18 protein-coding genes and 2 pseudogenes are annotated in these 21,640 nt (G+C 68.0%); 5 read left to right on the top strand and 15 right to left on the bottom strand.

Going from position 1 to position 21,640, the window contains the following annotated elements:
- Position 1: 1 nt before the first annotated feature.
- Positions 2 to 559: a ribonuclease FAU-1 family protein gene (locus tag FB475_RS18040; RefSeq protein ID WP_141857399.1), complete on the bottom strand. Its 558-nt coding sequence runs from the start codon at positions 557 to 559 to the stop codon at positions 2 to 4.
- A gap of 22 nt (positions 560 to 581) precedes the next feature.
- On the opposite strand from FB475_RS18040, the gene FB475_RS18045 reads away from it, so the two are divergent.
- The 3 genes from FB475_RS18045 to FB475_RS18055 all read left to right on the top strand — a co-directional run bounded on the left by FB475_RS18045 (position 582) and on the right by FB475_RS18055 (position 3,415).
- Positions 582 to 1,025 (top strand): hypothetical protein, encoded by a 444-nt coding sequence (locus FB475_RS18045; RefSeq protein ID WP_141857400.1) that lies wholly within the window; start codon positions 582 to 584, stop codon positions 1,023 to 1,025.
- A 90-nt stretch (positions 1,026 to 1,115) separates the two neighbouring features.
- On the top strand, positions 1,116 to 2,945 hold the full coding sequence (asnB, locus tag FB475_RS18050) for an asparagine synthase (glutamine-hydrolyzing) (protein ID WP_141857401.1): 1,830 nt from the start codon (positions 1,116 to 1,118) through the stop codon (positions 2,943 to 2,945).
- Positions 2,946 to 2,956: 11 nt separating this feature from the next.
- On the top strand, positions 2,957 to 3,415 hold the full coding sequence (locus FB475_RS18055) for a MarR family winged helix-turn-helix transcriptional regulator (RefSeq protein WP_238332201.1): 459 nt from the start codon (positions 2,957 to 2,959) through the stop codon (positions 3,413 to 3,415).
- Here the strand turns inward: FB475_RS18055 and FB475_RS18060 are convergent.
- Positions 3,412 to 4,320 (bottom strand): NHL repeat-containing protein, encoded by a 909-nt coding sequence (locus tag FB475_RS18060; protein WP_141857402.1) that lies wholly within the window; start codon positions 4,318 to 4,320, stop codon positions 3,412 to 3,414. The two genes, FB475_RS18055 and FB475_RS18060, sit on opposite strands and share 4 nt — an antisense overlap.
- A 98-nt stretch (positions 4,321 to 4,418) precedes the next feature.
- Between FB475_RS18060 and FB475_RS18065 the strand changes: the two genes are divergently transcribed.
- Entirely contained in the window at positions 4,419 to 5,402 is a 984-nt protein-coding gene (locus FB475_RS18065) for an ArsR/SmtB family transcription factor (RefSeq protein ID WP_141857403.1), read from the top strand.
- A 100-nt stretch (positions 5,403 to 5,502) separates the two neighbouring features.
- Complete coding sequence (locus FB475_RS36825) at positions 5,503 to 8,097, top strand: HNH endonuclease signature motif containing protein (protein WP_185759293.1); 2,595 nt, start codon at positions 5,503 to 5,505, stop codon at positions 8,095 to 8,097.
- Between the two features lie 1,024 nt (positions 8,098 to 9,121).
- On the opposite strand, the gene FB475_RS18085 is transcribed toward FB475_RS36825, so the two are convergent.
- From FB475_RS18085 to FB475_RS18135, 13 genes and pseudogenes are all read right to left on the bottom strand, one after another.
- Positions 9,122 to 11,554 carry a CARDB domain-containing protein gene (locus tag FB475_RS18085; RefSeq protein ID WP_238332293.1) on the bottom strand — a complete coding sequence of 811 codons (2,433 nt, stop codon included), beginning with the start codon at positions 11,552 to 11,554 and terminating at the stop codon, positions 9,122 to 9,124.
- A 3-nt stretch (positions 11,555 to 11,557) separates the two neighbouring features.
- A pseudogene (locus tag FB475_RS37630) lies at positions 11,558 to 11,809 on the bottom strand (galactose-binding domain-containing protein); the annotation flags it as partial.
- Positions 11,810 to 12,257: 448 nt separating this feature from the next.
- Positions 12,258 to 12,686: pseudogene (locus FB475_RS37635) on the bottom strand (discoidin domain-containing protein); the annotation flags it as partial.
- A gap of 176 nt (positions 12,687 to 12,862) precedes the next feature.
- Positions 12,863 to 14,506 (bottom strand): solute symporter family protein, encoded by a 1,644-nt coding sequence (locus FB475_RS18090; RefSeq protein WP_202878439.1) that lies wholly within the window; start codon positions 14,504 to 14,506, stop codon positions 12,863 to 12,865.
- A gap of 5 nt (positions 14,507 to 14,511) precedes the next feature.
- Positions 14,512 to 14,853, bottom strand: coding sequence for a DUF485 domain-containing protein (locus tag FB475_RS18095; RefSeq protein ID WP_141857405.1), 342 nt, complete (start codon positions 14,851 to 14,853; stop codon positions 14,512 to 14,514).
- Positions 14,854 to 14,934: 81 nt separating this feature from the next.
- Positions 14,935 to 15,759, bottom strand: coding sequence for a class I SAM-dependent methyltransferase (locus tag FB475_RS18100; protein ID WP_141857406.1), 825 nt, complete (start codon positions 15,757 to 15,759; stop codon positions 14,935 to 14,937).
- A gap of 38 nt (positions 15,760 to 15,797) precedes the next feature.
- Complete coding sequence (locus tag FB475_RS18105) at positions 15,798 to 16,535, bottom strand: cytidylyltransferase domain-containing protein (RefSeq protein WP_238332202.1); 738 nt, start codon at positions 16,533 to 16,535, stop codon at positions 15,798 to 15,800.
- Positions 16,523 to 17,338 (bottom strand): hypothetical protein, encoded by an 816-nt coding sequence (locus tag FB475_RS18110; protein WP_141857407.1) that lies wholly within the window; start codon positions 17,336 to 17,338, stop codon positions 16,523 to 16,525. The genes FB475_RS18105 and FB475_RS18110 overlap by 13 nt, the downstream gene beginning before the upstream one ends.
- Positions 17,338 to 18,738 (bottom strand): hypothetical protein, encoded by a 1,401-nt coding sequence (locus FB475_RS18115; RefSeq protein WP_238332203.1) that lies wholly within the window; start codon positions 18,736 to 18,738, stop codon positions 17,338 to 17,340. The genes FB475_RS18110 and FB475_RS18115 overlap by 1 nt, the downstream gene beginning before the upstream one ends.
- Before the next feature lie 10 nt (positions 18,739 to 18,748).
- Positions 18,749 to 19,873 (bottom strand): UDP-4-amino-4,6-dideoxy-N-acetyl-beta-L-altrosamine transaminase, encoded by a 1,125-nt coding sequence (pseC, locus tag FB475_RS18120; RefSeq protein WP_141857408.1) that lies wholly within the window; start codon positions 19,871 to 19,873, stop codon positions 18,749 to 18,751.
- A gap of 2 nt (positions 19,874 to 19,875) precedes the next feature.
- Positions 19,876 to 20,859 (bottom strand): UDP-N-acetylglucosamine 4,6-dehydratase (inverting), encoded by a 984-nt coding sequence (gene pseB, locus FB475_RS18125; RefSeq protein ID WP_141857409.1) that lies wholly within the window; start codon positions 20,857 to 20,859, stop codon positions 19,876 to 19,878.
- 100 nt (positions 20,860 to 20,959) lie between these two features.
- The gene (locus tag FB475_RS18130; protein ID WP_141857410.1) at positions 20,960 to 21,376 is read right to left on the bottom strand and encodes a type II toxin-antitoxin system VapC family toxin; all 417 of its coding nucleotides are present in this window, start codon (positions 21,374 to 21,376) and stop codon (positions 20,960 to 20,962) included.
- On the bottom strand, positions 21,366 to 21,593 hold the full coding sequence (locus FB475_RS18135) for an AbrB/MazE/SpoVT family DNA-binding domain-containing protein (protein ID WP_141857411.1): 228 nt from the start codon (positions 21,591 to 21,593) through the stop codon (positions 21,366 to 21,368). The genes FB475_RS18130 and FB475_RS18135 overlap by 11 nt, the downstream gene beginning before the upstream one ends.
- Positions 21,594 to 21,640: the final 47 nt, after the last annotated feature.

Below are 21,640 nucleotides of genomic sequence, written 5' to 3' on the forward strand. Positions count from 1 at the left end.
ACTACGGCGTTCCGCTGCCAGGCCCCCGGTTCTGCACCGGGGGCCTGCTGGCGTCTGACTCCAGGAGGGAGGGCAGCTGTTCCAGGGCCGACACCTCCCCCGGCGGGAACTTTTGCGCCGGGCCGACCGGCCCTTCCTCCTCACCACGCAGGTAGCGGTTGATGAAGCGTTGGGTGTTGGTGAGGACGGTGGCGCACTGCGCGGGCGTGATGGCGCCGGCCTGCAGCGCTTCGGCCAGTTCGTCGAGGTCGAGCACCTGGTAGCGGTTCGCCGCGGGCGGGATCAGGAGATCGGCGTACAAGTCGTGCACGACCAGCCCGGCGTCGCTGTGCTCGATCTCGACGAGGTCGACGTACCACCAGCCCTCCATCGCGCCCTCGAAGACAGCGGGCTTTGTCAACTGGACCCCTTCGCCGAGCAGCAAGTAACTCCGGTCGACCGTGGGCCGACCGGCAACCTGGTACTGCGGCAGAATCCGCACGTCATAGGCGACGACATCACCGAGCCGCCATCCCCGGCACCACTGGCCGGTTCGATGTAGTACCTGAACCTCGGTCATTGCGCGAGGCTACAGTTCCGGTGTGACTACGGCGGTGTTGGCGATCATTCACGTCGGGTTGGCGGCTGCGTGGGTGGGTGGGATGGGGTACTCGCTGTTCGTCGTGCAGCCGAAGTTGAAGAAGTACTTCGGGGCGGATGCCGACGGGCGTGAGGCGCTGACCACAGTGATTGCCTCGGGCAATCGGTGGAAGGTGGTCGGGCTGATCGCGGCGATCGCGGCCAGTGGGATCGGGTTGTTGCTGATCAACCACAACCATTGGCAGCTCCACGTGGTCAAAGGGGTTCTGCTCCTGGTTGCCAGCGGCATCTTCTGGTACGTGTCATGGCGACACTGGCCGCAGCGGGTGTTCGCGACCACCGACGAGTTGCCCGGTCTGCAGCGGCGGCTGATCCGCCTGGCGACCACGATGCTCGGGCTCGCGGGCACCGCCTTCGCGCTTGGCGTGGTCGCCGTACACCTCTGAGATCTTGCTCACGGAAACGAACCCTTGTGTCACTCTGCGCGAGAAATACATTGGAAGAAAATGTATCTCCCGAGCGAGCGGAGTGACTGTATGTGTGGCATCACCGGATGGGTGGCGTACCGGCAGGACCTCGAGGCGGAGCGGGCGGTCGTCGACGCGATGACCGAGACGATGTCGTGTCGCGGACCGGACGCGCGCGGCACCTGGTACTCGCGACACGTCGCGCTCGGCCATCGCCGGCTCGCGGTCATCGACCTCCCGGGTGGCGAGCAGCCGATGACGACGGAAGTCCCCGGCGCGACGCTCGGGATGGTGTACAGCGGTGAGGTCTACAACTACACCGAGCTCCGCGACGAGCTCCGCCGCCGCGGTCACCCGTTCACGACCGATTCCGACACCGAGGTCGTGCTCCGCGCGTACGTCGAATGGGGTACGTCGTTCGCCGAACACCTGAACGGCATGTATGCGCTCGCGATCTGGGACCCGCGGAACGAGACCCTGGTGATGGTCCGCGACCGGATGGGCATCAAGCCGTTCTTCTACTACCCGACCGCGGACGGCGTCCTGTTCGGCTCCGAACCGAAGGCGATCCTCGCGAACCCCGCCGTACCGGCCGTGGTCGAGGCCGACGGCCTGCGCGAAATGCTGACCATGTCCAAGACGCCCGGCGCCTCGCTGTGGGCCGGCATGCACGAGGTCGAGCCCGGGACCGTGGTGACGGTCGACCGGAACGGCGTCCACACCACGGTGTACTGGCGACTCGAGACCAGGCGGCACCTCGACGACCAGGAGACCTCGGTCGCGCGCGTCCGCGAGCTGCTCGACGACATCACCCGCCGCCAGCTCGTGGCCGACGTACCGAAGTGTGTGCTGTTGTCCGGCGGCCTCGACTCCAGCGCGATCACCGCGCTCGCGGCCGGCCAGCTCGCCGAGGAGGGGCGGAAGGTCCGCAGCTTCGCTGTCGACTTCGTCGGGCACGAGCAGAACTTCCAGCCGGACGAGTTGCGCGGTACGCCGGACACGCCGTACGTGCACGACGTCGCGGACCTCGTCCAGTCGCAGCACTCCGACATCGTGCTCGACAACGCGGCGCTGACCGACCCGGAGATCCGCCGCAAGGTCGTGCGCGCTAACGACGCCCCGCTCAGCGGCGACATCTACGGATCGTTGTACCTGCTGTTCTCGGCGATCCGCGAGCAGTCGACGGTCGCGCTGTCGGGCGAGTCCGCGGACGAGGTCTTCGGCGGGTACCTGTGGTTCCACGAACCCGAGGTGCGGAACCGGCCGATCTTCCCGTGGATCGCGTATATGGCGTCTCGCCGGGCTCCGAACCAGACGCACGTGCTGCGCAAGGACATACTCAAGCAGCTGGACCTCGGCGGGCACCTGCGAGATCGGTACGCCGACGCGGTCCGCGAGGTGGAACGGCTCGACGGCGAGTCCGACGACGAGTGGGCGATGCGGAAGGTCTGCTACCTGCACCTCACCCGGATGGTGCGGATCCTGCTCGACCGCAAGGACCGGATGAGCATGGCCGTCGGGCTCGAGGTCCGCGTCCCGTTCTGCGACCACCGGCTCGTTGAATACGTATACAACACGCCGTGGTCGCTGAAGACGTTCGACGGGCACGAGAAGAGCCTGCTCCGCGCCGCGACCCAGGACGTGCTGCCGCAGTCGGTGGTGGACCGGCGCAAATCGCCGTACCCGCAGACCCAGGACCCGGCGTACGTCGTGACGCTGGCCGATCAGGTCCGCGACCTGCTGTCCTCGCAGCACCCCGTATTCGACTTGGTGGACCGCAAGACAGTCCGGAAACTGGCTGACGCCGCCGACGCGACGGCCCGCCGCCAACTCGAACAGACCCTCTCCCTGGCGACCTGGATCGACCTCTACCACCCGGAGATAAAGCTTCCGCGATAGGAGAAGTTTGGATGGCTGTGCCAGGATGGCGCTTCCCGACGGAGGTGATCACGATGGCGCAGGAAGCACTGCAGTTGCTTGTCAGCATGCACCGGATCGTCAGGCATCTGCGCCGGAACCGGACCACCACGGCGATGCATCCGACCCAGTTCCTGGCGTTGATGCTGATCGCCGACGAGCAGCCGATCCGGATCGGTGAGATCGCCAGCCGGGTGCCCTGCTCGCAGCCGACCGCGACCACCACGGTCGCGGGCCTGGAGGAGGCCGGCCTGGTCCGGCGCGAACCGGACCCCGTCGACGGCCGCGCGACCGCGGTGGTGCTGACCGACGCGGGCGCCGAGACGGTCGAGGCGTCCGGTCGGCAGGCGGCCGACGAGCTCGCCAAACTGCTCAGCCGCCTGGACGACGCCGACCGCAAGCTCGTCCTGGAGGCGGGCGCGGTACTGGCCCGGGTGACCGACGACCTCTAACGCAGACTCGGTACGACGCTCACGGTGTACGGCGGCGTACCGGGTGCGATGTCCAGCTGGCTGTTCACCCACAGCAGCCGGCCCCGGTCGCGGGCGATGGTCGTCGGGGTGGCACCGGCCGCGCCGAGACTCGAGTCGGCGATCAGCGTCGCGGTCGTGAGATCGTCGTTCAGCAGCGCTAGGCGGGTGACGTACTTCCCGCCGCCGGCGTTGTAGACGACGTACAGGCGGTGTCCGTCGAGCAGGTAACCGTCGCCGGACAGGATGCCGTTCGGGACGTTGACGACGCTGACCTGCTTCGTCCGTAGGTCGACCCGGTACGTGACGTCCTGGCCCTGTTCGCCGACGAGCAGGACCTTGCCGTCAGTGACGGTGCCGTTGAGGAAGTACGGCGTGGGCTGGATCTTGTCGCGGGTGATCCACGGTTCGAGCTTGCCGAGTCCGCTGCGGGTGAGCGGTGCCCGCCAGAGCTGGTTGTGCGCGGAGTCCGTGACGTAGACCGCGTCGCCGGCGATCGTGAAGTCGTTGAGGAACGAGCCGTCCGCTGCCTGCTGTACGTCGAGCAGGCGGCCGCGGGCGTCGTACAGGAAGAGCTTCGACGTACTCGCGCCGGCGATCAGGACGCGGCCCCACCGGTCGACGTGGATGCCGGTGGCCGACGTACGGCCGTCGCTTCCGGGTGGAAGGAACCGAGTGAGCTGCGGGGAGCGGGTGTTGCCGCGGTAGACGGCGCCGGTGCCGACGCTGGTCACGTACATCGTCCCGTCCCGGGTGACCGCGATCCCTTCGAGGGTGTCGCCTGGGGTGGTCGAGACGACGTACTCAGTCGGCCGGTGGACCGAGGTCGCGTTGGCGGTCGGCGCGGCGAGGAGCAGGAGGGCGGTGACGAGCGCGAGACGTTTCATGCGGCCAGGGTCGGAGAGTGCCGCGGGGCGTCGCGACCGGATTCGGTTCTGGCCGAAGAGGTCTGGGCGCGGGGCTTCCCGGCCGTCACAATCGGGAGATGATCCGGGTCCACTTCACCGCGGCGGACGTCGGCCGTGTCACGTTCCCGGTCGAGCCGCACCCGCTGTGGGAGGCCGCGCTCGCGGCGCGGGCGCTGGGGGAGCAGTCGGTGGCGCCTGGGGTACGGCGTTGGCGTCGTACGGCGGCGCCGCGCGTGCAGGGGTCGATGCGGCCGCTGTTCAAGCTGATCTCGCCCGGCGGATTGTTCCCGGACTTCCTGACGCCTTCGGTGTCCGGGCTGGAACCCGCGGTCGAAGCGCTGATGGAGACGCCGGCCGACGTCATCCGCGACGAACTCGAACCGTGGTTGCCACCGGAGATCGACCGGTACATGCGCGGTCTGCTGGAAGGCCGCGCAGGGTCGCGCCGTGCACTGGGAAATGCGGTCCGCGACTTCCACGAACAGGTGCTCGTGCCGTCGTCAGCCGAACTCCAACGCCGCTACGGCGCCGACCTCGGCATCCGCTCACAAACGTTGCTCCACGGCGGAATCGACGCCCTCCTGTCGTCGCTGCATCCCGACGTCGAGTGGAGCAGTCCTGTGCTGACGACGTACAGCCCTGTGGAGAACTGGACCGCCGACATCCACCTGAACGGCCGCGGCCTCGAGCTGTACCCGTCCCCGCTGGTCACGAACTGCCTGGCCATGGACGCCCCCGACCGCCGTCCCGTCCTTGTCTACCCCTGCACCGACTTGGACGCCGACACCGAGCCCACCGCCACGGACGCGCTCGCCGACCTCCTCGGCCGCACGAGAGCCGCGGTACTCCGCTCCCTCACCCACCCGGCCACCACAACCCAACTCGCCCGCCGCCTGGGCATCTCGCTGGCCTCCACCTCAGATCACACCCGGATCCTGCGGGCCGCCGGCCTCATAACCACCCACCGAGCCCAGGGCACAGCCCTCCACGCCCTGACTCCCACCGCGCGGCCGTTGCTGACGCGTGAAGAAGCTCAGTGGACGAACCTGCGCCGGGTTTGATTGCCTGAGGCAAGATCCACAGTTGTGGACAACAGATTCCTTTGTTTTAAAGGGGTTCTGGCCTTGAAAACTGTCGGAGGGCTTGTCTAGAGTCTTGGGCATGGATAAGGCGCCGGAGGTGATGAGCGAGGACGAGCTCGTGCGCGCTCTCGACCAGGCCGACGCTGACCTGGCTGTTGTGTCGACCCGTCGCCTGCGGTTGATCGCCGCCCTGGACAAGACCGGGTACGCCGAACGCGTCGGTGCCCGCGACACCCGCCAATTCATCGAGTATCGCTACCGCCTTGACCACTACCGCGCCCAACGCGACCTCCAACTCGCCCGTGCCCTGCCGAAATACCCGGCGATCTCAGCACAACTAGACGAGGTGAAACTGCGCCCCGCCCAGGCTGAAGCGATCGTCCTCGAACTCGAAAAGACTCCCTCCACCGTCCCGGTCGCGGATCTGGAGTTCGCCGAACGCGAGCTGGCTCGCCTCACCCACCTCCCCCCGACTCAGCTGCGCAAGGCCACGATCCAAGCCCGCGACATCCTCGACACCGACGGCCCCGAACCCGAGGAACGCAAAGCCGCCGCCCGCGAGTCCCTGACCCTGTCCTCGATCGACCACGGTGTGAAGTTCAAAGGCTTCCTGGCCAACGAGAACGCCGAACTCCTCCGCTCCCTGATCACCACCGGCGCCCGCCCCCACAAAACCCTCGACGGCGACCCCGACCCCCGCCCCCGCGAAAAACGCCAGGCCGACGCCCTCACCACCGCCCTAACCCTCGCCGCCACCGCCCTGGACGCAGGCACCCCGTCCCCCACCATCCCCCGCTCCACAACCCCCACGCCAGCCGCAGCCCCAACAACCACACCGGCAGCAGCCACGGCGGCAACGGGTGCGGCCGCGACGGGTGCGGCGGCGACGGGTGCGGCGGCGACGGGTGCGGCGGCAGCGGCCTCGGCGGGAGCGGGTCCGGCCAGAGCGGCGACGGCGGCATCGGGTCCGGCGGAAGCGGGTGCGGCGGCAACGGGTGCGACGGGAGCGGCCACGGCGCCATCGGGTACGGCGCCAACGGGTACGGCGCCAACGGGTACAGCGCCAACGGGCACAGCGCCAACGGGCACAGCGCCAACGCGCACGGCGGGAGCGCATGCGGCGGAATCGGATCCGGCGGCGACGGGCCTGGCGGCATCGAGTACGGCCGGAGCACGTTCGGCAGCAGCGTGTACTGGGGTGCCGGGTGCGGAGGCGATCGGTGCGGCGGCGGCGGGTGTTGGTGTTGCGGCGGTCGGTCCTGAGACTGCCGGCGGGACCGGCGTGGCCCCGACGACCAGCCGCGCAGCGGTCGGCGAGGCTGTGTCGGTCGAGCCGGCCGGCACTGCGGCGAGGGGTTCCGGTGCGGAGGCGCTCGGTGTTGAGTCGCTCGGTGTTGAGGCGATCGGTGTAGCGGCGGCAGGTGCTGAGACTGCCGGCGGGACGGGCGTGGCCCCGACGACCAGTCGGGCAGCCGGCTCTGCGGCGACGGGTTCGGGTGCGGAGTCGCTCGGTGTGGCCGAGGTCCGTGCTGAGGTTGCCGGCGGGACGGGCGTGGCGCCGACGACCAGTCGCGCAGCTGTCGGTGAGGGTGCGTCGGTCGAGCCGGACAGCACTGCGGCGAGGGGTTCGGGTGCGGAGGCGCTCGGTGCGGAGACGCTCGGTGCGGAGGCGCTCGGTGTTGAGGCGCTCGGTGTTGAGGCGCTCGGTGTGGCGGCGGACGGTGTTGAGGCGCTCGGTGTTGAGGCGCTCGGTGTTGAGGCGGACGGTGTGGCAGCGGCCGGTGCTGAGACTGCCCGCGGGATGGGCGTGGCTCCGACGACCAGTCGGGCAGCTGTCGGTGAGGCTGTGTCGGTGGAGCTGGACGGCGCTGTGGCGGGTTCAGCTGCGGGGGAGTCGGGGATCGGGGCCTGCCGTGAGGTGGTGCCTGGGTTCGGGGCGAAGGCGAACATCACCGTCACGATCGACCTGAACGACTTGAAGGCCGCCACCGCGGACGCGATCGGGCAGACCGTGTACAGCAACGGTCTGTCCGCGGCGGCGATCCGGCGGTTGGCGTGCGACGCGAATATCATCCCGATCGTGCTGGGCTCCAGGTCCGAACCACTGGACGTCGGCCGCTGCGAACGCCTGGTCACCAAAGGGATGCGTCGCGCCCTGAACGCCCGCGACCGCGGCTGCGTGGTCTGCGGAGCCCCGCCTGTGATGTGTGACGCCCACCACGTGATCCACTGGATCGACGGCGGGGTGACCGCCGTGTGGAACCTGGCCCTGCTCTGCCGCCGGCATCACACTGACGTACACAACGGTCACTGGCACATCACCATCACCAACGACCAGGTACACGTAGCTCGACCGTCCTGGGCCGACCCGCCACCCCGCCAGGCACCGCCTCCTGACATCACGTCACCACTGTCGTCGCCACCCGAACGCTCGGACGTCGGCCGATCGCCCACGAGCGACGTACCCTCCGACGATCCATCTCACCGCCGTACCGCCGCACGTCGATCGTTCCCCAACCCGCGAACGGACAGTGAGGACGAGCAGGCGGTACGTGCCGCCACCTACCTCGCGATCTGGGGCGAACCTCTCCCGCCCGACCACCACAAGCCATCAGCCGAAGGCCCAGCACCCACCCCCACCAACCCCTGGAACGAAGCCGCCACCACAGTCTGACCCACCCCGGCCGCGTTCAGGTCGGGCTCGCCCGTGGGGCGGTTGCCCGCATATGCCCAGTGCAGTGTGCTGGTCCGGTCCCATTTGTCCTGCCCGGCGCGCCCGCCGCTGCAGGTCGAACTCGGCGCAGGTGGTCTGTCGAGTGCAGCGTCCGTGCACACCCGCCCGGACCGCGTGGTCGAGCGTCGCATGGAGCGGTAGCGGGTACGTCGCCGGCGCCCGCTCTAGGTGGGTTCTCGGCGTGGGTGGTGTGTCGGGTGCTGCGTCGGGGCGCGCCCGTCCGGTCCGCGTGGTGGAGCGTCGTGCGGAGCGGGTGCTGGTACGTCGCTTGCGAGCGCCGTAGATCGGTTGTCGGCGCGGGTGGTGTGTTGAGTGCGGCGTCGGTGCGCATGCGTGGTCTGCCGTCGCGTGGAGCGGGTGCTGGTACGTCGCTCGGGTCCGTTGTAGGTCGAGCGTCGTGCGGAGCAGGTGCTGGTAGGTCGCTTGCGTGCGCCGTAGGTCGGTTGTCGGCGCGGGTGGTGTGTTCAGTGCGGGTCTGGGCGCCTCCGTCCGGACCGTGTGGTGGAGCGTTGGGCGGAGCAGGTGCTGGTACGTCGCCGGCGCCTGCTGTGGGTCGGGGGCCGCTGGCGCGGGTGGTCTGTTGAGTGCTGCGTCGGTGCGCATCAGTCCGGTCCGCGTGGTGGAGCGTCGCGCGGAGCGGGAGCTGGTACGTCGCCGGCGCCCGCTGTGGGTCGGTTGTCGGCGCGGGTGGTGGGTCGAGTGCAGCGTCGGGTGCACCTGCCTGGACCGCGTGGGCGAACGCCGAAACGGAGTAGGAGCTCGTACGTGGGCGAACGCCGAAACGGAGTAGGAGTTCGTACGTGGGGGCTGGTGTGGCGGGGTTGGGGCGAGCGGGGAAGGGGAGCGCGCGCATCGGGCGGATGGGCGCACTCCCCGGGTTGTTGGTGTTGCGGGTCGCCGGTGAAGGGAGGGCTTCGGGTGTGTGGCGGTTCTTCGACGGCTGGGTGGGGCGGAGTGACGGTGGTTAGTTGCGGTGGATGGTGAAGGTTGTAGTGGCGTTTTGGATGTCGGTGGTGTTGTTGGTGAGGGTCAGGTTGGTGAAGGTGACCTCGCCGCGGGCGGGGCCTTGGTTGGGTTCGGGGAGTTCGTTGGCCCAGATGGCGAAGCCGGACTTGGAGTCGAAGGCGTCGCCGGACTTGTGGGCTCCGGTGACGGTGGTGTTGGTGAAGATCGTGTCGGCGATCGGGAACTGCGGACTGCCGTTGACGTAGTTGGTCTGGAACATGATTCCGGAGTACGTCGGATCGACGATGTCGAGGTCGTTCACCCGGATGCCTTGGAAGATCTTCGACGCCGAGAAGACCCACACCGCGGGGAACGTCTGGTTGCCCCAGAAATGCCCGCCGGAGCGGACCACCGACGCGTTCTGGAACTGGGTCGGGGGTGTCGCGCCGAAACCGTTCATCGGGATGCCGAAGTCCAGCGAGCTGATCGTGATCCCCGGGTACGTCAGCATGTCCGCCGCGTAGAGGTTCCGGAAGACGTTGTTCGTCCCGCCGTACACCGCGAACCCGGCGGCCCGCCAGGTCAGCATCGCGGACAGGTTCTCGAAGACGTTGTCCCGCACTTCGCCGCCACCGTTGTCCGTGGCGTTGAACAGCGCGAAGCTGTCGTCACCGGTGGAGCGTGCCTCGTTGTTGCTGACGGTGTTCCCGGCCGACCCGTTCGTCATGTTGATGCCGTCGGCAAACGTGTCGCGGATCCGGGAGTTCTTGATCGTCGACGTGTCGGTGTTCGAACCCCAGTACAGGCAGACCGTGTGCTCGACCCAGATGTTGTCGATGGTCATGTTCGTGGTCCCGGAGAAGTCGAACACCTTCCCCGGCCCGTCGATCCGCGACGTGTAGTTCCCGAAGTACGCGAATCCGCTGAACGTCGACCCGTTCGCCGACGCCTCGGACCGGAAACCGATGTCGGTGTTCTCCTGCGTGTCCGGCGCGTGGAACCGGGTGAACCACGGCCCGGCTCCGACCACCTTCACCGCCTTCCCGTACACCTGGAACTTCGACGACGTCTGGTAGTCGCCCGGCGGCAGGTAGACACCCTGCAGCGTGCCGTCCTGACGCACCTTGTCGAGCGCGTTCTGCACGTCCGGCTGCGTGAACCCGGCCGGCGTCACGAACCCCGCACCGGGATTCGGGACCACAACAGCCGCCTCGGTGTCGACGAAGTCGATCGAGTATGTCGTACCGTTCGACGGGTCCTTCTGCAGCCGGATCTTCGTCCCGGCGGGGTACGTCTGGTCGAGCATCAGGTTCGCTTCGTCGTAGATGTGCCGCGCCGGTCCCGATCCGGGCGAGTTGTTCGGCGATGCCTCGGCGCCGTACAACCAGGCGTACTTCGAGGTCAGCGGCAACGTCTTCGCGAAGGTCCCGTTCACGTACACACTCAGCGTCGACGACTGCCCACCTCCGCCCGCGGAATCCGGGATCGAGAACCGCGTGACGAGGGTGTTCGTCGCCGCGCGCGTGGTGAACTCGACGTACGCGCCGTTGCTGTTCAGCGTCACCGCGCGCCGCCCGGACGCCTCGCCGGCCAGGTCGCCGATCGTCCGGTTCGGCCCGATCACGGTCGCGCCGCCACCGACCGCGGCGTCCTCGGCCTCGAGGTGGTCGTACGGCATGTTCGCGCCACGGCCGACGAAGAACGGCCGCTCGCTCGTGTTGTTGGTCCGCTTCACCGGGAGTTCGTTGGCGTCGTCCGCCAGTACGACGCGCACCGTGTACCGCCCGTTCACAGCGGTCCAGTTGCCCAGAGCAACAGCCGGAGTGGTCGCGCCGGCCGCGATCGATCCGTTGTACGTGCCCGTCAGTGTCGTCACCACGGAACTACCGTTCAGCACCGTGAGCATGATCCCGTGCGTACCTGACGCCGACGCGACACTGCCCTGGTTCTTCAAGGAAACCGAGAACGAGACGGAGTTTCCGGCGGACGGATTGCCCGGCGTCCAGTTGACTGCAGCGGCCACCAGGTCCGAGCTGGCGACCGGAGTGACGACGAGCGGACCGGCAGCGGTTGCCGTGTTGTTTCCGTCGTTCTGTTCGATGACGGTGTTGTCCTCGTCGACCTTCGCGCTCAACGCGTACGAGCCCGCGTCCCGGGTCCCGATCGAGGCGCTGACCGTCGTGGAGGCGCCGGCCGCGAGCGCACCGACCGCCGCCGTACCGACCTTGGTGCTACCGAGGTAGAAGTTCACAGCGGTCGCGCCTGAGCCCGCGTTGCCGCCGTTGGTCACCGTCGCCCGGACCGTGATCGCATCGGTTTCCACCGGCGACGTCGGTGTCCAGGAAACTCCGGAAAGCGTGAGATCCGGGTTCGGTGCCGGTACGCCGAGCACCTGCAGTTCGGCCACCTGCCCGGCCGGTGCGCCGGTGTTCCCGGTGAAGTTCAGCCGCACGTCGGCAACCCGCGCGCTGACCGGGATCGTGACCGAGTTGCCCGTCGCCGGATCGAACGAGTAGTTGGCCGGTCCCACAATCGTGGTGAACGTCGACGAGCTCTGTTCGCGTCCGAGGATCGAGAACGTCTGCGTCCGCGCACCCCAAGCCGGATCCGGGTTCAACCGCACGACGACCGAGCTGACGTCCGCGTTCGCACCGAGCTGGGTCGTCAGCGTCGCCGGGTTGGCGTTTCCTTCCCAGTACGTCGTCACGTCGCCGTCGTTCGCGTTGCCCGGAACATAGGTAAAACGTGTACCCGGACGCTGTGATCGGCTTGTGCAGGGCGAGATTGCTGCCCGGTCCGCCGCTGCCGTTCCTGGTCACGGTGTTGCTGTTCGGCGATTGGTTGCCCGCAGCATCCTTCGCGCGGACGTAGTACGACACCGACACGTTGGTCGGTTGGTTGTCGGTGTAGGTCAGCCCGGTGACGCTGGTCCGCAGCTGGCCGTTCGCGTAGACGTCGTACCCGGTGACGCCGACGTTGTCGGTCGACGCGTTCCAGGTGAGCTTGATCTGCCCGGCGCCGGGCTCGGTGTAGGCCAGGCTGCCCGGGGCGGTGGGAGCCTGGGTGTCACCGGTCGCCGGCCCGTACGCCTCGAGCTCGGACAGCTGTCCGGCGGGCCAGCCGGTGTTCGCCGTGATCCGGACCCGGACGTACCGCGTGGTCGCCGTACCGTAGTTGACGGTCACGGTGTTGCCCGGCGGGCTGAACGTGCGGGCTGCGGACGCGGACAGGTCGGTGAAGTTCTGCCCGTCGGTGCTGCCCTGGATCGCGAGCGTCTCGTCGCGGGCACCCCAGTTGACGGTCGGCAGTTTCAGTACGACCTGGTTGGTCGCGACGGTCGACCCGAGATCGACCTGCACCCATTGCGGGAAGGCGTTGTTCGCGCTTTCCCAGTAGCTGCTCTGGTCGCCGTCGGTCACGTTCGCCGCGACATAGTTCTGCGTGACACTGCTGGCGGACGCCGGCTTGCCGGCCGCGAGATTGGCACCGGCCAGTCCGGCGGCGTGTGCTGGGGGGACGAGTGGTGCGGCAGCGAGACTCGCGGCCAGCAGGGCGGTCAGGAACCGCCATCGGGGTATGCGCATGGGAACCTCTCCTGGTGGGCGGAACAGGGGAAGAGTTCAAAACTTTCGCCGACTTGCTCATTTCTTGCGTTGCGTGTGGCTCATTGTTACGGCACCGGTCAGAAGGCGTCAACGGCTCGGGCACAACGAAAAGGGCCGGCCCGCGTCCCGCGAGCCGGCCCTCGAGTGGTACTTCGTCAGTGCTTGGCGGCACCCTCCGCGCCCGCGCCGGTGAACGCCCGGACGGTCAATTCGCTGTACCGCGACTCGCTCGACTTGTCCCTGCCGAGGTACGTACCGAGCACGCCGAACAGGAAGCCCAGCGGGATCGACACGATGCCCGGGTTCGACAGCGGGAACCAGTGGAAGTCCGCGCCGGTGATCATCGATTTCTCACCGTTGCCCGACACCACCGGCGAGAAGATCACCAGCACGACCGCCGAGATCAGGCCGCCGTAGATGCTCCACACCGCGCCCGAGGTGTTGAACCGCTTCCAGAACAGGTTGAACAGCAGCGCCGGAAGGTTCGCCGAGGCCGCGACCGCGAACGCCAGCGCGACCAGGAACGCGATGTTCAGCTTCTGCGCCGGGATCGCCAGCGCGATCGCCACCGCACCGATCCCGATCGCCGCGAACCGCGCCACCCGCAGCTCCTGCTTCTCGGTCGGCTTCTGCTTCGCGATGACGTTCGCGTACAGATCGTGGGCGAACGACGACGCCGACGTCAGCGTCAGGCCCGCGACCACTGCGAGGATCGTCGCGAACGCGACCGCCGCGATCAGCGCCAGCAGGATCGCCCCGCCGAGCGACCCGGCGCCACCGCCGACGGACTCGGCCAGCAGCGGCGAGGCCACGTTGCCCTTGGACTCCGCCACCGCCGATCCCTTGCCGGTGCTCAGCAGGGCCGCCGCGCCGAACCCGAGGGCCAGCGTCATCAGGTAGAACACGCCGATCAGGCCGATCGCCCACTGCACCGAGCGCCGCGCGGAGCGGGAGTCCGGCACGGTGTAGAAGCGGATCAGGATGTGCGGGAGTCCCGCCGTACCGAGGACCAGCGCGAGGCCGAGGGACAGGAAGTCGATCTGGCCGGTCAGGTCCTTGCCGTACAGCAGACCCGGCTGCAGGAACGATTCGCCCTTGCCGGACTTCGACGCCGCCGAGCCGAGCAGCTCGGAGATGTTGAAGTGAAACTTCAGCAGCACCAGGAACGTGATCACGACCGTACCGGCCATCAGCAGCACGGCCTTCACGATCTGCACCCAGGTGGTGCCCTTCATACCGCCGATCGTCACGTAGATGATCATCAGCGCGCCGACCAGGATGATCACGGCCGCCTTCAGGCCCTCGTTCTTCACCCCGAGCAGCAGCCCGACCAGCGAACCGGCACCGACCATCTGGGCCAGCAGGTAGAAGATCGAGACCACGATCGTCGAGGTCGCGGCCGCGGTCCGGACCGGCTTCTGCTTCATCCGGAACGCCAGTTGGTCGGCCATCGTGAAGCGGCCCGAGTTCCGCAGCAGTTCGGCGACCAGGAGCAGCGCGACCAGCCAGGCGACCAGGAAGCCGATCGAGTACAGGAAACCGTCGTACCCGTAGAGCGCGATCTGGCCGGAGATGCCGAGGAACGACGCCGCGGACATGTAGTCGCCGGCGACGGCGAGGCCGTTCTGCGCGCCGCTGAACGAGCGGCCGCCGGCGTAGTAGTCGGCCGCGGTCTTGTTCTGCCGCGACGCCCACCAGGTGATGTACAGCGTCACGGCAACGACCGCGGTGAACAGGGAGATGGTCAGCGCCCGGTTCCCCGGTTCTGCTGCCAACGGAAAGGTCAACGGGACGAGCAGGGGGTTCACCGGCGACGCTCCCTCTTGTACTTGGCGTTCAGGCCGTGCGCCAGCGGATCGAGCCTGCGGTTGGCGAACCGGCCGTACAGCGCCGCGATCACGAACGTCGACACGAACTGCAGCAGGCCGAAGATCAGCGCCACGTTCACATGGCCGATCACCTTGTGGCTCATGAAGCCGCGCGCCCAGTTGTTGCAGGCGACGTACGCCAGGTACCACGCCATGAAGGCGATCGTCCACGGTACGACGAAGTTCTTGTAGCGCCGTTTCAGCTCGGTGAAGTCGGCCGCGTCGTGCACCGCCTGATAGGCGCGGGCGTCACGCTCGCGCACCATCTCCTCGCTCATGAGTTCCCCTTTGAACGGACTCGAACCAGGTGCACGTTAGCCGCAAGTCGCGCGTTTGTGACCTACCGCAACCAAAAAGTTCTAAAGGTGCGGCGCGACCGGGCCGTCCATGGTGCGGCGGTAGTTGGCGAATTCGCTCGGGTGGGCGCGGAAGCAGTCCGTCAGGTACGGCATCCGTAGCGGCTCCGGCGGGCGGGCGGTGTGGTCGTAGATCAGGTCGATCTGCTCCAGGACCTGGTCGCGCCGCGACTCCTTGAGCACGGCGACCCGCGAGTGCGACTGGGCCAGCTGCCGCAGGCCGCCGCGGTCCAGGTCGTGCCAGTGCCGGAACCGGGCCTGCTCGATCATCGTGAACAGGTTCGACTGCTCCAGGATCGGCAGCGGCTCGAACCGGTCGCTGCCGCCGAAGCCGTCGCCCTGCACCGCCTGCCAGATCCTGCGGACCCACGGAACCACCGTGTCCGCGTTGTTCCAGAGCAGGCCGAGGACGCCGTTCGGCCGCAGTACCCGGGCGATCTCCGGCAGCGCGCGGGCGTGGTCGAACCAGTGGAACGCCTGCCCGATGATCACCGCGTCCACCGACGCGTGCGCCAGCGGGATCGACTCGGCCGCGCCGATCATCGTGTCGATCCCGGTCCGGCGTCGGCAGACCTCGAGCATCTCCGGTGACGGGTCGACGGCGATCACGTGGTGACCGAGCCCGGCGGCGACCGCGGCGAGCTTGCCGGTACCGGCCCCGAGGTCGAGCACCTGCAGCCCGCGGCCCGGGCCGAGGATCCAGCTCAGCGCCTCGACCGGGAACGTCGGCCGGCCCACCTCGTACGCCGCCGCGACGGCGCCGAAGGACTTGGCCCGCGCGGCGTCGACTGGTGCGGCGGAGTCTCCGGCCGGATCGTTGGTGGTCATCACGGGCAATTCTGCCGTAGCTCCGCGCCGGAAACCTGCTACTCGCCGAGTTTCTTCTGCTCGATGTGTGCGTTGAGCGTGGCCAGTTCGGGGTGTTCGTCCAGAATCTTGACCAGCTGGGCGCAGTTCAGCTGGTCGGCGTCGAAGTTCTCGAAGAGGACGTCGAGCAACTTCCAGTCGTCCGGGGTGTCGAGTGTCAGCCGGTACTGCGATCCTCCGCCGGACCAGGGCAGGTTCAGCAACCGCATCTCGCCGGACCGGTTCTGGTGCAGGTACGACGTGACATGCTCGCGGTCCGCCGTGAGCGTGGCGTTCTGCTCCGCGTCGTACAACCGGGCCGCGGAGAAGATCTCGAAGTCCATGCCGCGCGGGTAGGTCCGCTCCAGACAGTTCGAGATGTACAGGTCCGGGTCGTTCTCGGCCCGCCAGCGATCGACGCCCGCGGCAACGATCTCGGGATCGATCAGCGGACAGTCGGAGGTGACCCGGACGATGCCGTCCAGGTCGTGCTCGCGCGCCGCGCCGGCGAACCGGCTGAGGACGTCGTCCTCGCTGCCGCGGAACACCGGGAAACCGTCCTCGGTGCAGAGCTGGACGACGAGGTCGTCGTTGAAGTTCGTCGTGGTCGCGACGATCACCGGCAGCCCGGTGCGGGCCAGCCGGTCCAGGTGGTGTTCCAGGTACGACCGGCCGGAAACCGTCAGCAGGACCTTGGCCGGCAGCCGCGTACTCGTCACGCGTACCTGCGTGATGATGCCGATCTTCAGTCGTTCCATCGGAACATCTCCCGGATTTCTGCGGGTCCGGCGACGTGGTCGACGCCCAGTTCGGTGTCGGTGAACTCACGGGCGACGTCGGCCGGTACGTACGGCTGGTCCATCTCCGGCCACAAGCGCTTGATCCGCGCCTGACCGCCGAACGACGGGTGCTCGTTCTCGAGCACCATGGGATCACCGTAGACCCCCGGCTGCAGGCCGAGCGAGGCGCCGTACAGCACGGCCGAGCTGAGCCGGTTGGAGGCGACCCGCCGGTGGCGGCGCAGTTCCTTCAGCTGTTTGACCAGGAACTTCGCATCGGTACGGCGCCAGTGCAGGCCGCGGTAGCCGTGGGTGATGACCCGGAAACCGGCGTCCTTGTAGACGTTGCGGATCGCGGGCTTCTCGTACTCGTTCCAGTACAGGCAGACCGTCACCGGGCCGGTCTCGTGCTCGTTGATCGAGGCAACGATCCGGCCGTGGTCGCCGAGTACGTGCTGGCCCTCCCAACCGTGGAACGGATAGAAAATGGTGCCCTGGGCCCGTTTGTCCGGGACCGCCAGCTCAGGGTGGGTCTTCAGCAGATACAGCCAGACGGAGCCGATCACCGAGTAGTTGCGCAGCCCGAGCGCGTGCCCGCGGCGGCGGACGCTGTCGGACCAGACGAACTTCGGTACGCCGGGGGCGAAGTTCGTGCCGTACGCGAACCCGTCGAGGATGTTCCAGCCGTGCTGCAGGTACCCCCAGATCCGCGGCGGCTTCGCGAGTCCGGCGTAGGTCGCCATGATGTTGGCGTGCCCGTAGAAGTGGTTGGCGTGGTGCATCAGCGGCGTACCTTCGTCAGTACGCGCTTCAAGCGCCGGCGGATCACTCGCGCCGGGTTCAGCACGGCGTGTCCGATCCGGTACGGGCGTGACCGGCGGATGCCGCTGACGGTCCCTTCGAAGAGGATCGCGCGCGCACTAGCATCCGCGAGCTCGTCCGCCAGCCGCGCGATCGTTCGCAGTTGCTCGGCCGAACCCCGCGGCCGGATCACCTCGTCCGGCGAGAACTCCTGCTCCGGCACGGTGATCCCTGCCATCGCCGCCAGCCGCGCCGTCAACGCCTGCGGATCAGCCGCCGCCGGCCATGGTTGCCGACAGCCACTTTCCAACACCCGCACCGCGAACCGCCGAAGATGCTCGACAACATCCAACTCTTGAGCCGCCCCGAACAGCCGGTACGAGCCTCCGTCCACGATCACGTTGTCCGGGGAACCCGCGCCGCCCGTGCGCAACCAAGCCACATACGAAGGAATCACCCTGCGCAACTCCGCCTGATCGTCACAGCGCAGGGCCAGCATCAGGTGTTCCTCCAAGAGGACACCTTCGCCACCGGGTACGACGTCCTCCGGCAGTACTGGCGGCGCCTCCGCACCGACGACGACGTACCAAGCCGGCGCCAACTCGAACGCAAGCCCCGCGTCGGCCGCATCCATCACCACCCGGTACGGGTCCATCAGCACCGGCCCAGCGTTGCGCGAGGCAACAGCCCGCGCGGCAACCACCGCGGCGAACCCGTCCACCTCCGTCAACGCCACCTCGGCCTGCACCAACGAGGGAAACACCGCGTACGTCTGCGCGACGGTCAGACCCGCGCCTTCAACTGCCACCAGCACCCGCTTGAAGCCGGCCGGTGCCCGGTCCCCGACGTCCCGCCCCCAGTCCTCGTCCCGCGGAAGCGCCGCACCGATCTCCGGCTGCACCAACCGCTCGAACCCGAACGCGTTCGCGGCCCCCAACAGCACCGTCCCGCCAGGACTGAGCAGACCAACGAGCCGCTGAAGGCTGTCCGCCCAGCTGAAGCCGGTTGTGTCGGGTCCGACGAGGCGCTCGAGCCCGTCCAACGCCACAACCACGTCGTACCCACTGCCGGTCTTCTCGTCCACCGCGAAGCGGTCGATCGAACCGCAGAAGACCTCGCCCTTCGACAACTCGAGGAGCTCGGCCAGTTCTTCGGCGTCGGGAGCTGAGCGGACCACGAGGTCGACTGAGGCGACTTGGGAGGCGACCAGTGCGACCAGGTCGGCGGCGTGCGGGCCGGCGAGGAGGACTGTGTGGTCGGGTTTCAACGTGGCGCTCAGCAGGGCCGCGGCGGCAGGCCCGGACACCGCGGGACGGCCGTCGCCGGGGTGCAGGTCGGACCAGTTGAGCAGTTCGCCACCGACCAGGTTCGATCGGGTCACATCCGTCACGCTATCCAACCAAACTGAGTAGGGTCTCGATCACCCGGTCGACGTCCGCGTCGGTGAGGGCCGGGTAGAGAGGGAGGGAGAGTTCTTCGGCGTAGAAGCGTTCGGCGTTGGGGCAGAGGCCGCGTCGGTATCCCTGCTGGGCGAAGACCGGGTGCCAGTACACGGGAATGTAGTTGACCTGTACGCCGATCCCGGCCGCGCGCATCCGCTCGAAGATCTCGCGCCGGCGGCCGCCGAGGACGCGGAGCGGGTACAGGTGCCACATCGGGTCGACGCCGGCGCGCTGGACCGGCGTACGCAGACCGTCCACCCCGGCGAACGCCGCGTTGTAGCGGGCGGTGATCTCGGTACGGCGGCGTTTGAACTCGTCGAGGCGGCGGAGCTGGGACAGCCCGAGGGCCGCGCCCAGATCGGTCAGGCGGTAGTTGACGCCGTACTCGTGGACCTCCTGGTGCCACGGTCCTTCGTCGGTGATCTCGAAGCGGGACGGGTCGCGGACGAGGCCGATGAAGTGGAACTCGTGGGCTCGTTGCGCGAACTTCTCGTCTTTGCAGACGACGGCGCCGCCTTCACCTGTGGTGAGGTTCTTGGTGGGGAAGAACGACATGGTGGTGATGTCAGCCAGATCGCCAACCGGGCGGCCGTTGGCGGAGCCGCCGACCGAGTGTGCCGCGTCGGCCAGGGTTTTTGCGCCGACCTTGTTGGCGAGAGACTGCAGGGCGGGGTAGTCGGCGGATTGGCCGGCGTAGTCGACTGCGGCGATGACCTTGGACTGAGCAGTGAGCAGTGCGGAAACAGCCTCTGGGTCGATCAGTCCCGTGGAGTAGTCGATGTCGGCGAAGACCACGCGAGCACCGAGCATCGCGGCGCACGAGGCGGTGGCTACGAAGGTCATCGGGGTGGTGATGACCTCGTCGCCGGAGCCGATGCCGAGGGCGGCGTACGCGATGTGCAGGGCCGCCGTTCCCGACGTACAACTCACCGCGCGATGCCCGCCCGACACCGCGGAGATGGCCTCCTCGAAGGCCGTCACCGCCGGCCCCGTGGTCAACCAGTCTCCCCGCAAGACCGCGGCAACCGCCTCGATGTCCTCCTCGGAAATCGACTGACGCCCGTACGGCAGCACGGTCAGTAGTCCATCTCGAGGATCTTGCGGATTTCTTCGATCGAGTACCACTGGTCGTTGGTGTCCGAGGCGTAGTGGAAGCCGTCGGCGACCGGGATGCCGTCGACCGGGGGTTGGTAACCCCAGCTGGCGAGGTCGGGCTGCAGGACGTACCGGTCGCCGAGGGAGACCGCGCGGCGGCCTTCCTCCGGGCTGATCATCTCCTCGTGCAGCTTCTCGCCGGGGCGCAGACCGACGTCGTGCATGGTCGCGCCGGGCGCGATCGCCTCGGCCAGGTCCGTGACCTTCATCGACGGGATCCGCGGTACGTACAGCTCGCCGCCGGTCATCAGGTCGAACGAGTCGACGACGAACTCGACCGCCTGCGGCAGCGTGATCAGGAACCGGGTGCAGCGCAGGTCGGTGATCGGCAGCGAGTTCCCGGCCGCGTGCAGCGCGCGGAACTTCGGGATGATCGAGCCGCGGCTGCCCATCACGTTGCCGTACCGCACGACACTGAAGCGGGTGTCGTACGCCGCCGCGTAGTGGTTACCGGTGATGAACAGCTTGTCCGCGGTGAGCTTGGTCGCGCCGTACAGGTTGATCGGACTGGAGGCCTTGTCGGTCGACAGCGCCACCACCCGCTTCACGCCGCTGTCGATCGCCGCCTCGATCACGTTCTGCGACCCGATCACGTTGGTCTGCACGAACTCCCACGGGTTGTACTCGCCGCTGTCCACCTGCTTCAACGCAGCGGCATGGACGACGTAGTCGACGCGATGCATCGCCCGCAGCAGCCGGGACCGGTCGCGGACGTCGCCCAGGAAGAACCGCAGCCGCGGGTCGTCGCCGAACAGCTGCCGGACCTCCCACTGCTTCAGCTCGTCCCGGCTGAACACGATGATCCGCCGCGGGTCGAGCCGCTCGAGTGCGTGCCGAACGAACGTCCGGCCGAACGACCCGGTACCGCCGGTGACCAGGATGTCGGAGCCGGTGAGGATTGACACGCGAGCGGGACCCTTCTGACGGACAGTTCCGAACTGCGCACACGCGGTGCGGACCTCGAAACAATAGCTGCCCGGTGAAGGACCTGCTCAATCCACTGTCTCAGTCAGGTGTAATCAAACGTACGCTCGGGAAATATGTACGGAACGGGCGCGGATCGCGGGTGATGACGTGGTATCGCTGCACCGCGGCGTGGGCACCGATGTAGAAGTCGGGCAGTGGCGACGTCTTCGTGCCACCGCGACGGCGGTACCCGAGGAAGGCGCGCGAGGCCAGGAACCCGGCCGGGAACGGCAAGGCTTCCCGCCGGAAGTCGCTGACCGGGAGGGCCGCGTCGACGTCCTCGATCCGGTCGAAGCCCGCCGACACCTCGGCGTACACGATCGGGTTGAGCACCAGCTCGCCCTGGTCCCGGGCGTCCGCGACTGCGTCGGCCGACCATGCGGCCCACTTCGGGTTGTCGGTCAGGATGTCGAGCAGTACGCAGGTGTCGACGAGGGCGATCCCGTCAATCGCCACGCAGCAGCTCCATCAGCTCCTCTGTGCTCATCCCGCTGGTCGCCCGGCCGCGCATCTCGCGCACCAGCCGCTGCCCGCGGGTCTCCGCGTCCGTGACCCGCACGATGCGTAGACCGTCGTTCGCCTCGATCACTGTTACCTCGTCCCCCTCGTGGAGATGGTGCTTGCGCCGGAGCTCGGCCGGGATCGTCACCTGGCCCTTGCTGTTCAGTCGCATCGTATCCTCCCACGTAATACTCATCCTACGTGTCACCAGTTTATCCA

Source organism: Kribbella jejuensis, from assembly GCF_006715085.1.
GTDB lineage: Bacteria > Actinomycetota > Actinomycetes > Propionibacteriales > Kribbellaceae > Kribbella > Kribbella jejuensis.

Excerpts from the sequence above, each read along its gene's own strand:
- FB475_RS18100 (WP_141857406.1), bottom strand. The coding sequence starts at position 15,759 with ATGACCACCAACGATCCGGCCGGAGACTCCGCCGCACCAGTCGACGCC.
- asnB (WP_141857401.1), top strand. The coding sequence starts at position 1,116 with ATGTGTGGCATCACCGGATGGGTGGCGTACCGGCAGGACCTCGAGGCG.
- FB475_RS36825 (WP_185759293.1), top strand. The coding sequence starts at position 5,503 with ATGGATAAGGCGCCGGAGGTGATGAGCGAGGACGAGCTCGTGCGCGCT.
- FB475_RS18095 (WP_141857405.1), bottom strand. The coding sequence starts at position 14,853 with ATGAGCGAGGAGATGGTGCGCGAGCGTGACGCCCGCGCCTATCAGGCG.
- FB475_RS18065 (WP_141857403.1), top strand. The coding sequence starts at position 4,419 with ATGATCCGGGTCCACTTCACCGCGGCGGACGTCGGCCGTGTCACGTTC.
- FB475_RS18055 (WP_238332201.1), top strand. The coding sequence starts at position 2,957 with ATGGCTGTGCCAGGATGGCGCTTCCCGACGGAGGTGATCACGATGGCG.
- FB475_RS18135 (WP_141857411.1), bottom strand. The coding sequence starts at position 21,593 with ATGCGACTGAACAGCAAGGGCCAGGTGACGATCCCGGCCGAGCTCCGG.
- FB475_RS18060 (WP_141857402.1), bottom strand. The coding sequence starts at position 4,320 with ATGAAACGTCTCGCGCTCGTCACCGCCCTCCTGCTCCTCGCCGCGCCG.
- FB475_RS18105 (WP_238332202.1), bottom strand. The coding sequence starts at position 16,535 with ATGGAACGACTGAAGATCGGCATCATCACGCAGGTACGCGTGACGAGT.
- FB475_RS18110 (WP_141857407.1), bottom strand. The coding sequence starts at position 17,338 with ATGCACCACGCCAACCACTTCTACGGGCACGCCAACATCATGGCGACC.
- FB475_RS18040 (WP_141857399.1), bottom strand. The coding sequence starts at position 559 with ATGACCGAGGTTCAGGTACTACATCGAACCGGCCAGTGGTGCCGGGGA.